This window comes from Bifidobacterium sp. JNUCC 75 (assembly GCF_054819865.1).
The window spans coordinates 541,476-555,827 of record NZ_JBTHIF010000001.1 but is presented as its reverse complement, the minus strand read 5'-3'; the positions used below and the strand labels follow the sequence as shown (position 1 = coordinate 555,827).

At 60.6% G+C, this 14,352-nt stretch carries 12 protein-coding genes; 10 read left to right on the top strand and 2 right to left on the bottom strand.

What is annotated here, in order from left to right; genetic code table 11:
- Window positions 1-26: 26 nt before the first annotated feature.
- Window positions 27-923 carry a glycosyltransferase family 2 protein gene (locus tag ACVWNW_RS02315; protein ID WP_110425678.1) on the bottom strand — a complete coding sequence of 299 codons (897 nt, stop codon included), beginning with the start codon at window positions 921-923 and terminating at the stop codon, window positions 27-29.
- Between the two features lie 90 nt (window positions 924-1,013).
- Here ACVWNW_RS02315 and ACVWNW_RS02310 point away from each other — a divergent pair, with 90 nt between their 5' ends.
- The 10 genes from ACVWNW_RS02310 (at window position 1,014) to ACVWNW_RS02265 (ending at window position 13,296) form a co-directional block, all read left to right on the top strand.
- The gene (locus ACVWNW_RS02310) at window positions 1,014-2,453 is read left to right on the top strand and encodes an AI-2E family transporter (RefSeq protein ID WP_198230184.1); all 1,440 of its coding nucleotides are present in this window, start codon (window positions 1,014-1,016) and stop codon (window positions 2,451-2,453) included.
- Window positions 2,453-3,679 carry a glycosyltransferase family 2 protein gene (locus ACVWNW_RS02305; RefSeq protein WP_110425676.1) on the top strand — a complete coding sequence of 409 codons (1,227 nt, stop codon included), beginning with the start codon at window positions 2,453-2,455 and terminating at the stop codon, window positions 3,677-3,679. The genes ACVWNW_RS02310 and ACVWNW_RS02305 overlap by 1 nt, the downstream gene beginning before the upstream one ends.
- Before the next feature lie 55 nt (window positions 3,680-3,734).
- A complete protein-coding gene (locus tag ACVWNW_RS02300) occupies window positions 3,735-4,580 on the top strand; it encodes an ABC transporter ATP-binding protein (RefSeq protein ID WP_144177528.1) in 846 nt (281 codons plus the stop codon).
- Window positions 4,577-6,208, top strand: a complete 1,632-nt coding sequence (locus ACVWNW_RS02295; protein WP_313840686.1) for a hypothetical protein — start codon at window positions 4,577-4,579, stop codon at window positions 6,206-6,208. Before ACVWNW_RS02300 ends, ACVWNW_RS02295 begins: the two co-directional genes overlap by 4 nt.
- A 115-nt stretch (window positions 6,209-6,323) precedes the next feature.
- Window positions 6,324-7,751, top strand: coding sequence for a D-alanyl-D-alanine carboxypeptidase/D-alanyl-D-alanine endopeptidase (gene dacB / locus ACVWNW_RS02290; protein ID WP_454482807.1), 1,428 nt, complete (start codon window positions 6,324-6,326; stop codon window positions 7,749-7,751).
- 19 nt (window positions 7,752-7,770) lie between these two features.
- The gene (gene tilS / locus ACVWNW_RS02285; protein ID WP_454482805.1) at window positions 7,771-8,880 is read left to right on the top strand and encodes a tRNA lysidine(34) synthetase TilS; all 1,110 of its coding nucleotides are present in this window, start codon (window positions 7,771-7,773) and stop codon (window positions 8,878-8,880) included.
- On the top strand, window positions 8,867-9,469 hold the full coding sequence (hpt, locus tag ACVWNW_RS02280) for a hypoxanthine phosphoribosyltransferase (protein ID WP_110425672.1): 603 nt from the start codon (window positions 8,867-8,869) through the stop codon (window positions 9,467-9,469). Before tilS ends, hpt begins: the two co-directional genes overlap by 14 nt.
- The gene (gene ftsH / locus ACVWNW_RS02275; RefSeq protein WP_198191070.1) at window positions 9,466-11,580 is read left to right on the top strand and encodes an ATP-dependent zinc metalloprotease FtsH; all 2,115 of its coding nucleotides are present in this window, start codon (window positions 9,466-9,468) and stop codon (window positions 11,578-11,580) included. The genes hpt and ftsH overlap by 4 nt, the downstream gene beginning before the upstream one ends.
- An 82-nt stretch (window positions 11,581-11,662) precedes the next feature.
- Window positions 11,663-12,745, top strand: coding sequence for a dihydroneopterin aldolase (locus tag ACVWNW_RS02270; protein ID WP_454482803.1), 1,083 nt, complete (start codon window positions 11,663-11,665; stop codon window positions 12,743-12,745).
- Window positions 12,742-13,296 carry a DUF3180 domain-containing protein gene (locus ACVWNW_RS02265; RefSeq protein ID WP_454482801.1) on the top strand — a complete coding sequence of 185 codons (555 nt, stop codon included), beginning with the start codon at window positions 12,742-12,744 and terminating at the stop codon, window positions 13,294-13,296. The genes ACVWNW_RS02270 and ACVWNW_RS02265 overlap by 4 nt, the downstream gene beginning before the upstream one ends.
- 105 nt (window positions 13,297-13,401) lie before the next feature.
- On the opposite strand, the gene ACVWNW_RS02260 is transcribed toward ACVWNW_RS02265, so the two are convergent.
- Entirely contained in the window at window positions 13,402-14,316 is a 915-nt protein-coding gene (locus ACVWNW_RS02260; RefSeq protein WP_454482799.1) for an acyl-CoA thioesterase, read from the bottom strand.
- Window positions 14,317-14,352 lie beyond the last annotated feature (36 nt).

Below are 14,352 nucleotides of genomic sequence, written 5' to 3'. Positions count from 1 at the left end.
CTGCTCAGAGGATATAAGGACTGGCTTCACCGGTCGTCGTCCGAACCCAGTTCCTGGTCGCGACGGTGGAAGAGTTCCATCTGCTCGCGGATCCAGACACGTTCCGCAGGGTTGATATCGGCGGATTCCAGGTACTTCTGGTAGACGGGGTAGAAGGCTCGCAGGATCGGGTAGATAGCGTAGAGGGTGTGCTCGGGCTTCTGCTCCCTGGTGTGCTGCGGGTGGGCGTCGAAGGTGTTCTTGAAGCGTTGCATGTAGTGGCGGAAGGATGTGAAGGAGGTGTCCATGCGGCGGGCGCTGATGCCCACGTTCATGTCCTTGCAGTAGACCGTCTTGAACCCCTGGTCGATCAGGTGCAGGGAGATATCGACATCCTCATGCATGATGTCCTCTTTGTCCCTGCAGACCTGGTTGCGTATGGCCCGCCAGGCCGTGGCGCGCAGAGCCATGTTGGATCCGTATAGCAGGTATTGCCCGTCGTCGGCCCGGTAGATGGCCCGGCGGATGGTGTTGTCGCCCTTGAGCCCGATCTTCTTGCCCGGCATGTCATAATAGGCCACTGGTCCTGTGGCGCCCATGGCTTTTGGATCACGGGTGAAGACGCCGGAGACCACCTCGACCCAGTTCGGTCGCAGCATGCAGTCCGCATCGATTCGGCCCAGTACGTCGCCGGTTGCCCGGTCAAGTCCGTAATTGCGGGTGGGAATCAACCCTTGCTCGCTGTCCTGATGGAGAAGCTTGACATGCTGGTCAGGGTGCTGGTCGATGAATTGCTGGACGATGGAGGCCGTTGCGTCCGTAGAGTGGTTGTCGACTACCAGCACCTCCTTGGGTGCCTGGCTCTGCCTGGTGGCGTTCAGTAGGCAGTCTTCAATGCGTTCTTCCTCATTCCAGGCGGGTATGACTATGGAAACGGTCAACATACCCCTCAGGATACGTGTGCCCGGATACACCGTCGGCTCAACCTGCGCTCAATAGCCCGCCATGTCAGCCATCTTGGGATAATGGAACATATGGCCAACGAGCAAAAGCAGCGCTTCGATTTCGCGACGGTCTTCCCGCCCAAGGGGGATCCACGCCGACCTCCGGAATGGTTCGGCCGCGCCCTACTCTACGTGGTCATAGCCGTCTTCCTGGCCTGGTTCGCCTACTCCTCCTGGTGGAAGATCGAATTCCTGGTCTTGGACGTGGTGATCGCCATCTTCGTCTCCCTGGCCATGGAGCCCCTGGTGCTCAGGCTGGTCAAGCATGGCTGGCGGCGAGGAGCGGCCTCGGCGGTCACCCTGATAGGTCTGATTATTATTGTGATCGTCCTCTTGGGTATGTTCGGCAATCTGCTGGTCCAGCAGGTCATCGGCATGGCCAACGGGCTGCCGGCCCTCTATGAGCAGGTGGCGGAATTCATCGCCAGCCGCACCCCTTGGCACCTGCCGGCCATGCAGGATTTGGGCGGGGAGATCGTCAAGAATATCCAGACATCCTGGGTGACGGACTTCGCGGGGCAGGCTTTGACCACCACCGTGGGGCTGGCAGGGTCCTTCATCAATATCATGACCGTCCTGCTGGTCATCTACTACATCTCCGCAGCAGGCCCCAAGCTGCGCCGCAGCCTCTGTCAGTGGCTGGCACCCAGGAGCCAGCGTCGTTTCCTCTTCGTCTGGACCATCGCCCAGGACCAGATCTCCAGCTTCCTGTTCAGCAGGACCATTCTGGCGCTCATCTCCGCAGCCTGCATGTCGGTCTTCCTGGTCATTCTCAAGGTGCCCTACTGGTTGCCGCTGGCCCTCTTCTGCGGGCTGGTATCCCAGTTCGTGCCTACCATCGGCACCTACATAGGCGGGGCCGTCCCCATAGTGGTGGCCTGGGGGAGCCGTGGACTACTGGTGGCTGTGATTGTGCTGGTTTACATCATCATCTACCAGCAGATCGAAAACATGATTCTGGCCCCCAAGATCTCCCAGCGGACCATGGACCTCAACCCTGCCATCGCCTTCCTGTCCGTACTGGCACTGGGCGCGGTCTTCGGTGCCCTGGGCGCCTTCCTGGCCCTGCCTCTGGCGGCCAGCTTCCAGGCCATCTTCTCGGCTTCGGTCAAGCATTACGAGCTGATTGATTCTCCGCTCATGCAGGATCCCAAGCCGGTCGGCAAGTCCAAGGTGGTCGAAGGTGTCGAGGCATTCAACGAGCACGTGGTCCAGCCGGTGGCCAGCCACGTGGGCAGCCGGTCCGCCAAGGGGACCAGCGCCAGGGTTCGAGTGGACGACCCTGTCATGACCATTGCCAGCCAGCTTTACCCGACATCCTCGCCGACGGCCAAAGATCTGGATGAGTCGGCTACGGTGCCTATACCCAAGTCCGCCTCGGCCCCGGTAAAGCACAGGCCGCTCAAGGGTACCGAGACCGGGGACGAGGCCTCCGAGGGGGAGGACAACCCCCGCAAGGAGTGGCGCTGATGGCCCTGCTCAAGGTATTGGACGTACTGATGATGCTGCTGGGCGGGGTGGGCATCGTCTACCAGGCCATCTGCATCGTCATCTCCTTTGTCTCCAAGCCGGTGGTCTTTCCCGATGCTCCTTTTGACAAGCGGTTCGCCGTCCTTATTTCCGCTCGCAACGAGGAGCATGTCGTCGGTCATCTGATCAACTCCATCAAGGAGCAGACCTACCCAATCTCCATGGTCGACATATGGCTGGTGGCCGACAACTGCACCGACAACACCGCCGGACTGGCCAGATCCCTCGGCTGCCATGTAGTCGAGCGGCAGGACCCGGACCGGGTGGGCAAGGGCTACGCTCTGACCTTTCTGCTGGAGCAGATACTCGATCGGGGTCTTGACTCCTACTATGATGCCTACTTCGTCTTTGATGCGGACAACATTCTGGACCGCCACTACATCGAGGAAATGAACAAGGCTTTCCAATCCGGCTTCCGCATACTGACCAGCTACCGGAACTCGGTCAACTTTGCGGATAACTGGGTTTCCTCGGGTTCGGCCCTATGGTTCATCCGTGAATCCCGGTTCCTCAACACCTCAAGGATGGTCATCGGCTCCAGCTGCCACGTGGGCGGCACCGGGTTCATGTTCTCCAGAGAGGTTATGGAGCGCAACAACGGCTGGAAGTTCCACCTGCTGACCGAGGACCTGGAGTTCACCATGGACTCGGTTCTGCACGGCGAGCGCATCGGCTATTGCGGCACCGCCATCCTCTATGACGAGCAGCCGGTCACCTTCAAGCAGAGCTGGCGGCAACGGCTGCGCTGGAGCAAGGGCTTCCTTCAGGTCTTCCGCTACTACGGGCCTGCTCTGATTTCCCGGGCCTTCCGCGAACGTGATTTCTCGGCCGTTGACCTGACCATCCTGATCTGCCCCTTGACAGTTTTGGGGCTGGTCCGCTGCTTCTTCGGTCTGCTCTTCCCGGCTCTGGGTTTCGTGACTTGGGCCAGCCAGATGACCACCCTGGTGGATGGCATTGCAGCCGGGATTCTGGGCCTCCTGGCCATGATGGGCCTGGCTGCCCTTACCGTGCTGGCCGAGCGCGACAAGATCGGCGCATCCAACAAGGAGCTTTTCGCCTACTGCCTGAGTTTCCCCATCTTCATGCTCAGCTACGTGCCAATCTCCTTCCAGGCCATTTTCGCCAATCCGGGATGGAAACCCATCGAGCACTCAGGGCATTGAGGTCTGTTGCCCTCAATCGGCAGCGAGGTAGTGACTTGTTAGTAGACTTAAGGCCATGTCCGATGAAGTGCAAGCAACCAGCATGACCGCCCAGACGGCAGTGGTCCCTCCGCCGGATCCGCAGGCAGCGGTTTCTATTCGCGCCCTGGTCAAGTGCTACCAGGGTCGGCCTGCTGTCAACGCCCTCTCTCTGGACATTCCCAAGGGGTCCTTCTATGGGATAGTCGGCCCCAATGGTGCAGGGAAGACCACCACGCTGAATATGATGACCGGACTTCTGGTGCCGGACTCCGGCAATGTCATGATTCTGGGCAGGGACGTATGGTCGGACGTGGATACGGCCAAGCGGATCATCGGCGTCATGCCCCAGGGTGATCAGATCTTCGACAGGCTGACAGGTCTGCAATTGCTGGTCTATTCGGGCATGCTTAGACGGATGCCGCGTAGTGAGGCGCTGGGCCGGGCCAGGGACCTGCTGGAGGCCTTCGATCTGACTGATGCCGGCGGCAAGCGGGTCTGTGATTATTCATCGGGCATGGCCAAGAAGATCTGCCTGGCCACAGCCATGATTCATTCTCCTAGACTCCTGGTGCTGGATGAGCCGTTCGAATCGGTTGACCCAGTCTCAAGCGCCAATCTCAAGGACATCCTGGCCGAGTATGTCGATACCGGGGGAACAGTGGTCATTTCCTCGCACGTCATGGCTCTGGTGGAGCGGATGTGCACCCATGTGGCCATCATCGACCATGGTCTGGTTCGGGCTGATGGCACGGTGGCCCAGGTCGCTGCAGGCGAGGATCTGGAGGATCGCTTCCTGGAGCTAGTCGGCGGCCGTCACCAGGCTAAGCGAATCGCTTGGCTGAACGGCTCCGGATCTGAGGAAGACCGGGAGGCGGAATGAGCACGGCATCCACCATCATCGCCATGCGTTGGTCCATTACCTGGAGCACGATCAAGCACTCTTCCTGGCAGATGGTCGGAGCCATCATCAGTCTGCTCATGGTCATAGGCATCTGCCTGGCTTCATGGCAGGCTTCACTGACACTGGGAGGCTGGTTGCCCAGTGCCGGTTCGGGCAACCGGCAGCGTATGGGAACCTTATTGGTCCTGTTCCTGGTCGGGCTGACTCTGGGAGTGGTCCTGATTCAACTGGCCTTCCTGGGCCAGGGGTCGATCCTGGGCCCCTCGCGATTCGTCCTTTACGGGATTCCTGACAGCCAGCTGCAAGTGGGGCTCTACCTGGCCGGGCTGACTGGGCCTACGGGATTGACTGGCCTCGTCTGCTTCCTGTCCCTGACGGCCATCTATGCACGCATGGGTGTCGGAGCCGCGATCGTGGCTTTGGTCGCGGCCCTCCTGGCTGTCATGGTGATGCTGGCCCTGTCCCGGGCTGTTTTGGACCTGGTCGGTACCTTGATGGTTTCTCAGCGCTCCCGATCCGGGCTCTATCTGCTGGTCACCGTGGTGATCATGCTTTTGTGTCTGCTGCCCTCTCTGCTGGACAGCGGGATTATGGATGGCATGGCAGTCGACACTGACTCCCTCAAGTCCGCGGCCGACATACTGGCCTGGACGCCACTGGGTGCCGCTGTCCGCCTGCCGGAGGATTTCCTTTCGGGATCATGGTGGGCTCTGCTCGGACGGCTGTGTATGGAGCTGGCCACCCTGGCTCTCTGTTTCATGATCGGCATGCTGTGTCTGCGTCATGACCGTTTGTACGCCGGGGCGAGGGCTGAACGGTCGGGTGCACCCAAGGGGCTGGGGATGCTGGGCCGGTCCCGGGACACTGTGGATGCCATGGCCGCGCGATTGCTGATTTATCTTCGTCAGGATCCCCGCAAGCTTGCCAGCTATCCGCTTCTGCTTGTCGTGGTGATTCTATACGCGGTGATCTTCCGCCAGATGCCCATGTTGCTATGGTTGGGACCGATCTTGGGCGCCCTGATGCTGGAGATTCCCGAGGGCAACGCCTTGGCCTACGATGGGCTCGCACTGCGTATGGAGATAGCGTCGGGAGTGAAGGGTCGTGAGGACCGGCAGTCCCGTGTCCGCAGCCATCTGAGTGTAGCTCTGCCCTGCATGCTCCTGCTTGGGTTGGTGACTTTGACACTTTCCGGGGCAATGAAGGGCGGGCGAGATCTGATCATCTCCTTGGATATGCTGGCTGTGACCGTAGGATTGCTCCTGTCTGGGCTGGGAGTTGCCCAGATTTTCTCGGCCCTGCTGATCTATCCGGTACCTTCTATGGACCAGCCCTTCACCTCACCGCAGGGACGTGCTGTTGCCCAAGGCTTCCTGCCAATACTGCAGTTGCTGGCTAGCCTGGTGATCATGCTGCCCACATTCTTGGTGACATTGCTGGCCATGACCACGGGCGGGGTTCTTCCGCTCTGGCTGCCTGTGCCGGTCGCACTGGCGAACGGCCTGGTTGTGCTTGCCGTAGGTGTAGCTTTAGGGTCTCGGATCTTCGATCGTCGTCAGTCGGCCATTCTGCTGACTCTGGATCGCTATGCCTCTCTGCAGTCCTGAGACAGCGACAGGACCAGTACTAGGCTAGTTGGATGATGCCGACCGAACCGAGCCGAATTTGGTTGGCGAATGCAAGTCCGGGAGAGAGCAATTGGGTGACAGACATCAGCAGCGCATGACACGCCGTCGTCAGATCAAGCGACGCTGGCGGGTGGCCTTGGCCATGCTTGTGGCTGTCATACTGGTCGTCGGCTATGCTTGCATGGATCTGGCTGACCTGGTGCCCGGGCCGCTGACTTTGTCCAAGACCAGTCATTCTTCGGTCCCCCCTGCTGTCATGATGGGCGAACCGCCGACCTTCACCGCCAACAAGCCCGGGTCCGCGGTGGATGCCGGTCAGGTCCAGCAGCTGGTCAACGCTTTCACTGACACACCGGGCATAGGCAATGCATACTCGCTGGTTGTGCGACAGGCTGACGGACGGGTGCTTGCTCAGAAGAACGCCGACCAGGCACGCCAGCCGGCCTCCACCATGAAGACCTTGACCGCAGCCGCAGCCGCTTCCGTTCTGGATATGTCCTCCCAGCTGGATACTGAGGCGGTTCTGAATTCCTCTTCCTCCTCACAGGCGACGCTGACCCTACGCGGTCACGGCGATATGCTGCTAGGCGCCGGCAAGGACGATCCCCTGCACGTCAACGGCCGGGCAGGACTGGGAACTCTGGCCGTGAAGACGGCCCAGGCCCTGCACAAGCAGGGGGTCGGCCGAGTGACCTTGGCTTACCAGGACACGCTTTTCGGCGACGATCGGGCGCCGAAGGGAATCGAAGAAAACAATGCTGATGGAATCTACTTCCAGGAGCCTGTCGCTATGGCCGTGGATGAGGCCAGGCAGGGACAGGCCGAGCCTGTTGCCTATCCAGATGCAGGCGGTGTCTACCTGCCCAGGGTTCAAAATCCGGCAGGGGCTGCTGCAGCGGTCTTTGCCAGTCGCCTGATGGAGTCCGGGATTCAGGTGGACAATGCGCAGGAGCCAAACAGGATCGACCATGCCCAGGGCAAGGTTCTGGCCCGTATCAGCTCGGCACGGCTCAGCGAGATCATGTCGCTGATGCTGCGCAATTCCGACAACAGCCTGGCTGAGCTTTTCGGCCGCCTGACCGCCTTGGCCCTGGACATGCCCAACAGCCCAGCCGGGGCTGTGAAAGCCGTGACCAGCACGCTGAACAAGCTGGGTGTGGACACTGCGGGCCTCAACATGGCCGACTGTTCGGGGCTGACCCCTGGCTCGAGCCTAAAGGTGGGAACCTTGGTGGATGTTCAGCAGCTGGCCCTGTCCGAGAAGGGGCTGACCCCCCTGGTCAAGGGTCTGTCGGTGGTGGGGCTGACCGGCACGGCAGCCAGACGCGAAATCGACAATCAGGCCGACGGGCTGATCCGGGTCAAGACCGGTACCTTGGATCAGGTGACTTCACTGGCAGGCAATGTGATTCGACGCTCAGGCGGTGTTCTGGTCTTTGCTGTAGTCGTCAACGATCCCGAGGATGTGGCTGCTGCCCAGCAGGCTGTGGACACCTTGGTCGGATCCCTGGATCGGCTCTGAACGGGAGGACGCCTGGACCATGGTCTATTCAGCGGAGATGAAAAAGGCGGTGGGGCTCCTGCGTTCGACCCTGGACCGGGAGGGCCTGGGCCTGCAGGATCGGCGGTTCACCCATCACGGGGTGCACCGGCCCGATTCGGATGCTCCACTGGTCCTGGTGGCCTGTTCTGGAGGCCGGGATTCCCTGGCCCTGGCCTCCGTGGCCCATTTGGTGGCCGATATGACCGGTCTGCGGTGCGGGGCTTTGCTGATTGATCACGGTCTGGTGCCTGATTCGGATCGGGTTGCCGAGTGCGCGGCTGGAACCTGCCGGGAGTTGGGATTGGATCCGGTCCGCGTCACCAAAGTGGATGTACCCGTCACTTCGGCTGGTCCTGAGGCCGATGCCCGTGCAGCCCGTTACCAGGCCCTCTCCGGGCAGGCCCTTGAGTTGGGCGCCAAGGCTGTCCTCCTGGCGCACACCCGTGATGATCAGGCTGAGACAGTGCTGATTGGCCTGATTCGCTCCCAGGGGCTGGAGGCCATCACCGGGATGGCTCGGCATATAGAGCGTGAAGGAATGCGTTACCTGCGGCCGTTCCTGGACCTGGACCGGAAAGATACCACAGCCATTTGCCGCCAGCAGGGGATCGACTGGTGGGACGACCCCACCAACGGCGACGATCAGCCAGCCGATTGTACGCTTCCCGAGACGCTGCCGTTGCGCTCGCGGATCCGTCATGACCTGCTGCCTGCCTTGAATCGCTTCGCTGGCCGGGACATGGTCCGTCGCCTTGCTCTGGGTGCGGATATGGCCCGTTTGGATCAGGATTACCTGGACTCCCAGGTGGATGGACTCTACCAGCGGCTGGTTGCGAGCCCTGACTCGGGCCAAAAGGCCGAAGGGGTTCTGGTCTGCTTGGATGCCCGCGGATTGGCCGACTGTCACCCGGCTCTGCGTACCCGTCTGCTGGCTCAGGTGTTGACCAAGCTGGGAATAAGGTTCACGGCCGTGCAGGTCCGGGCCTTGGATGATTTGGTCTGCCGATGGCACGGCCAGCAGGGCCCACGCTTTCCCAGCTCTCATACAGCAATCCGTAAGGGTCAAGTCATTCTCATATGCAATGATGGAGACCATGCGCATCGCTGATATTCAATCCCATATCGACCATGAACTGGTGTCCAAGGAACGGATAGAGGAGCTGATCAATCGGACGGCTGAGCAGATCAGCCGGGATTACCAGGGCAAGAACCCAATCATGCTGGCCGTGCTCAAGGGGGCTTTCAACACGCTTGCCGCCCTCTCACAGGCTGTCACCATTCCGGTTCAGATCGAGTTCATGAGCATTTCCAGCTATCCGGCCGGCAAGACCAGTGTTTCCAAGGGGGACCTGGATATCAGAATGGATTTGGACTGCGATGTGCGCGGACGGCATATTCTGATCGTTGAGGATATTATCGATTCCGGCTACACCTTGCATTGGTTGGTTGAGCATCTCAAGGAGCGGGGAGCTGCATCGGTGGAGATCTTCACTCTGCTGGACAAGACCTCGCGACACGAGGTCGAGGTGGATGTCAAGTATCCGGGGTTCGCCATACCCGACGAATTCGTTGTGGGCTTTGGGCTGGATTACGACGAGCAGTACCGTAATCTTGACTCGATAGCCGTACTCAGGTCCGAGGAATACATGGACCCGACCCAGGAACAGGATCATCAGGATCAGGGGGAGCAGTCATGAGCTACTCGCAGGGACCGCAGCAGGGTCCGCCCAACGGAGGCAGGGACAACGGTGACAAGGGGAACAACCCCTTCAACTTCAACCTAGGCAACAACGGTTCTGGTCCCAACGGGGGCAACCGCTCCTTCTGGCGTTCCCCTTGGCTCTGGGGGATTCTGGCTGTGGTCATCATCCTGGCCATCTTTGGCTTCTTCAGCAGCCAGAACGGCGCCCAGACCATCGACACCCAGGATGGCCTGGAGCTGCTGAACGACCGCAGCAGCATGGTCAAGAAAGCCGAGATCACCGAGAAGATGCAGGTCGTCGAGCTCAAGCTCAATAGCGACTTCGTCAAGGATGTACCTGGCTTCCGCGGCAACCGCACCTCCAAGAACTTCGGCAAGGACGTGCAGTTCTATTACGTGGAGGCCCAGGGGGAGCAGGTCGTCAAGGCCGTAGAGAAGGCCAAGCCCTCCGAGGGGTACAACTCGGTGGTGCCGCAGACCAGCATGATGAGCTACCTGATCTCGTCCATCCTGCCCATGCTGATCATTCTGGGAGTCTTCTGGTTCCTGCTCTCGCGAATGTCTTCGGCGGCCGGTGGCGGCATGTTCGGCATGGGCGGCAAGAAGAACTCCGCCCGGCTCAACGACGGGCAGACCCCCAAGACCAAGTTCTCGGATGTGGCCGGCGAGGAAGCCGCTGTCCAGGAGGTGGAGGAGATCAAGGAGTTCCTCAAGGATCCCTCCAAGTACAAGGCTCTGGGCGCCCGCATACCCCGTGGCGTCCTGCTCTATGGTCCTCCTGGAACCGGCAAGACCCTGCTGGCCAGGGCCATCGCCGGCGAGGCCAGCGTGCCCTTCTACTCCATGGCAGGCTCCGACTTTGTCGAGATGTTCGTCGGTCTGGGCGCCTCCCGAGTGCGTGACCTGTTCGACGAGGCCAAGAAGAATGCACCGGCCATTATTTTCATCGACGAGATCGATGCCGTGGGCGGCAAGCGCGGCTCCGGCATGAGCGGCGGCCACGACGAGCGCGAGCAGACCTTGAATCAGCTGCTGGTCGAGATGGACGGCTTTGACAACGACACCAACCTGATCATCATTGCAGCCACCAACCGCCCCGACATTCTGGATCCGGCCCTGCTCCGGCCCGGCCGGTTCGACCGTCAGGTGGCTGTGGAGGCCCCAGACCTCGAGGGCCGTGAGGCCATCCTCAAGGTCCACGCCAAGGGCAAGCCCTTTGTGCCGGATGTGGACCTGCACACTGTGGCTGTGCGTACGCCCGGCTTTACCGGCGCCGACCTGGCCAACGTGCTCAATGAGGCTGCCCTGCTGACTGCGCGTTCGGATGCCCAGCTGATCGACAATCGGGCCATCGACGAAGCCATCGACCGTGTGCTCAGCGGACCTCGGCGGCGGACCAAGGGCATGGCTCTGGCCGAGATGCGCAACACTGCCTATCACGAGGGCGGCCACGCCATGGTGGCTGCGGCCCTGCACCACACTGACCCGGTTACCAAGGTGACCATTCTGCCGCGTGGACGCGCCTTGGGCTACACCGCGGTCATGCCTACCACAGATCGCTATTCACAGTCCCGCAACGAGCTGCTGGACCAGATGGCCTACGCCATGGGCGGCCGAGTGGCAGAAGAAGTGGTCTTCCATGACCCAACCACCGGCGCTTCCAATGACATTGAGAAGGCCACCAGCATCGCCCGGCAGATGGTCCTGCAGTATGGGTTCTCGTCAAAGCTTGGCGCCATCAAGTGGGCTGACGAGAACGACCAGGATGCCGGGCTCGATGCCTTGAAGCCCCACAACTATTCGGAGAAGACAGCCGAGGCCATCGATGAGGAAGTCCACAATCTCATCGAGACTGCCCACCAAGAGGCCTGGCGTATCATCACCGAGAACCGTGACGTGCTGGACGAACTGGTTCGGCAGCTCCTGGTCAAAGAGACCCTGAACAAGGACGAGTTGGCTGCGGTCTTCGCTGGCTTGCGCAAGGCTCCGGAGCGTCAGCTCTGGCTGTCTGCACCAGATCGGCCGGACTCCGAGCAGCCCCCCGTGGAGATTCCCGAGGCACTCAGGCGCAGCGTAAACGGGCCGTCCACAGAGGACCAGCACTGAATTCTGCACCGGCTCGGTGCCTTGCATATGGTCCCGGGCCGTGTGGCAGTGAATGTTCCAAGGCAAGGGAGGAGCGTACATCATGGATTCCATTCGTCTGAGCTCCATCAAGGTCGCACCCCTGCATGACCAGCAGAAGCCTGGGTTCAGCTATCAGGTCGATGCCGTCCTCTACCTGGATTTGAGTGAGGCAGGCAGACTCAACGACGGCACACAGACTGTGGACTATGTGCAGATTGTCCGTAGGATTGTAAACCTGATTCAAAACGAGCCGGCTAACGAGATTCTGGAATCTCTGACCGCCAAGGTAGCTGATTCCATCCTGCTCTCCCACCAGATCCGTCGCACCCGCGTCACAGTCACCCGTCTGGGCGCTGACCAGGGAACAGGGGTCGATTTTCAGGTGGGCATCACCTTGGAGCGAGCTGCCGACGACCAGTTGGAGGGCAACCCTGGCAGCTTGGAGTCTGGACGAGTCAGCGGCGCCGGGAATGCTGCTCTAGGGCATCCCTCGCTCCTGTTGTCTGGTCAGGCCGATTCCGTTCATGCCGCGCAGGCGCGATTGCGTCATCCTGTGACCCCTTCTACGCAGAACGACCTGTCCTCAGATCTGGAGAATGATAACGAGGTGTCCAGTCAGTCGACTGTTGAAGGCGCTCAACCGCAAGGCCTCCTGATGCGTGATGTGATTGCGCTGGAAGGGGCATCGGGAACCGACCGGCTGACCATGCTCCGTGCTCTTGCAGCCCTGGACGGGATCCCTGGCAGTCAGCTGGTTGGCATCTCGCCCCTATATGCCTACCGGGACGGTCAGGGGGATCAGCGCCTATCGGCCGTGGTTATCCTGCAGACACCGCTGAGTCTGGAGGAGCTGCGGTCGGCCCTGGACATGGTGGCCGCTCCTATCAGACAGATGGGTGGACTGGATGCCGATGTAGTGGAAGTGGAGACCTTGGACGGTTCGGTTCTGTCTTCGCAAAACCATCCGCCTCTGCTGGCTGCTGATGCGCCATCGCGCATTTTGATTCCCTGGGCTTATTTGGAGCCTGAACACTGCCTGCCTGGGGCTGGCGGATCCTGTCTGGCAAGTCTGTCCAACCGTGCTCCTGACCGTGATCGCATCAGCCTGGTCTCGGAGGACTGGATTCTGGACGGGTTGTCATGAGGGCCCGCCGCACCCCGCTCGTGCACTACCTGGTCGCCCTGATCCTGGGTTTGATGGGAGGTGCCGGTATATCAGAACTCGGTATGTCTACCAGGACGGATCTCATGGGGGTTCCCTGGCTGGTCAGCGTGCTGCTCTTCCTTCTGGGGGTGGCCATCCTGGTCATGGCCTTCCAGGTGCATCGCTATGCCAAGGGAGACCGCAAGGAGATGGATTTGCGCTTCGCGGTCAACGTGCTGATTATGAGCAAGGCCTTGGGCATTGCCTGTGCTGCCCTGTTGGGCTGGTATGGCAGTCAGGCGCTGATCAGCATGGGTCATGCAGGTGCGCCCTATTACACACGGGTCATGCAGGAGTGTCTGGTGGCCTCCCTTGTCTGTCTGATCGATGTGGTGGCCGGAGCTGTGGGGGAGTGGCTGTGCCAACTGCCTCCGGACGACGGGCCCGAGAACCCCGATCGGCGCAAGTCCTCACGAAGACCCATGCCCGATGCGGCCGATACCGCTGATAGGGCGGAGATAAAAACTGATTCAGGCAAAAGACACCCCTGAACAGCGTCCAAGGCGGTGCTGAGGACATTCCTGAAGCTGGACGGCTTGCTGCCGACCAGGCTGTTGATCCTTTGCTGTGAGAATACTCGATGACCTAGTGGAAGCTCAGTCTTTAGGCACCCTGATCATGGCTTCCTGAACCATGTAGGCTGCCAAATCGCCCCGACGGTTGTAGACTTTGGCTAGGCATAGGCTACGGCCGTGGTCGGCTACGGGGGACTCCTGAATGAAACAGTGCCAGTCACAGGGGTCCAGATCTTGGTACCACCACATGGCATGGTCGATGGAGGCGAAGGAAATCCCCGGGGTGGTCATGCTTAGTCCGGCACGACGCAGGGCGGGTTCCATCATGATTTGATCGCATTCCATGGCCAGCAAGGCCCGGCGCATCAGCGGGTCCAGGTCGGCCCTTCCCTGGGTGCGGCTCCAAACGGCCTGGCGACTCCTGCTGTCATCCTTGGAATTACCATTTTGTGCATCATCCGCATCTTCCAGCAGGACCGTGCCGCCTACATGACGCATGTCGAAGGGGCTCTGATGGGCGTAGTAGTCAGCGAAAGGGGATTGGTCGGCATAGTGCTCCATCAGTTCCCGGGAGCCAGGCAAATCCTCCGGATCGGGCAGACCCGTGGGCATGGGGTCGTCATAGCGGACACCCTCCTGGCCGACCTGTTGATAGGAGAGCAGGGCGTTGAGGATGGTCCGTTCCCCCTGGTGCAGATCAACTCGTCTGGAGGAGAAGGAATGCCCGTCGCGGATGGTCTCGACTTCCGCTTGAACGTCCTGATCCAGGAGTCCAGTGCGCAGATAGTAGGCATGCATCGAGTGTGGCAGTCGGCCTTCGGGTACTGTCCGTCCGCCGGCTATGATGGCCTGTCCCAGCAGCTGGCCCCCATAAAGGCGACCTGTGGGGAAGTCCAGCGAGTCGCCCCGAAAGCTGGAACGGCCGTCGGTGTGCTGCTGTTCCTGTAGATTCAGCGCAGCGATGGCTCGAGCCAGCGGTTCATCCTCGGTGCTCATGCTTCTCCTCGGCCCTTGATTCCTTGTAATGCATCT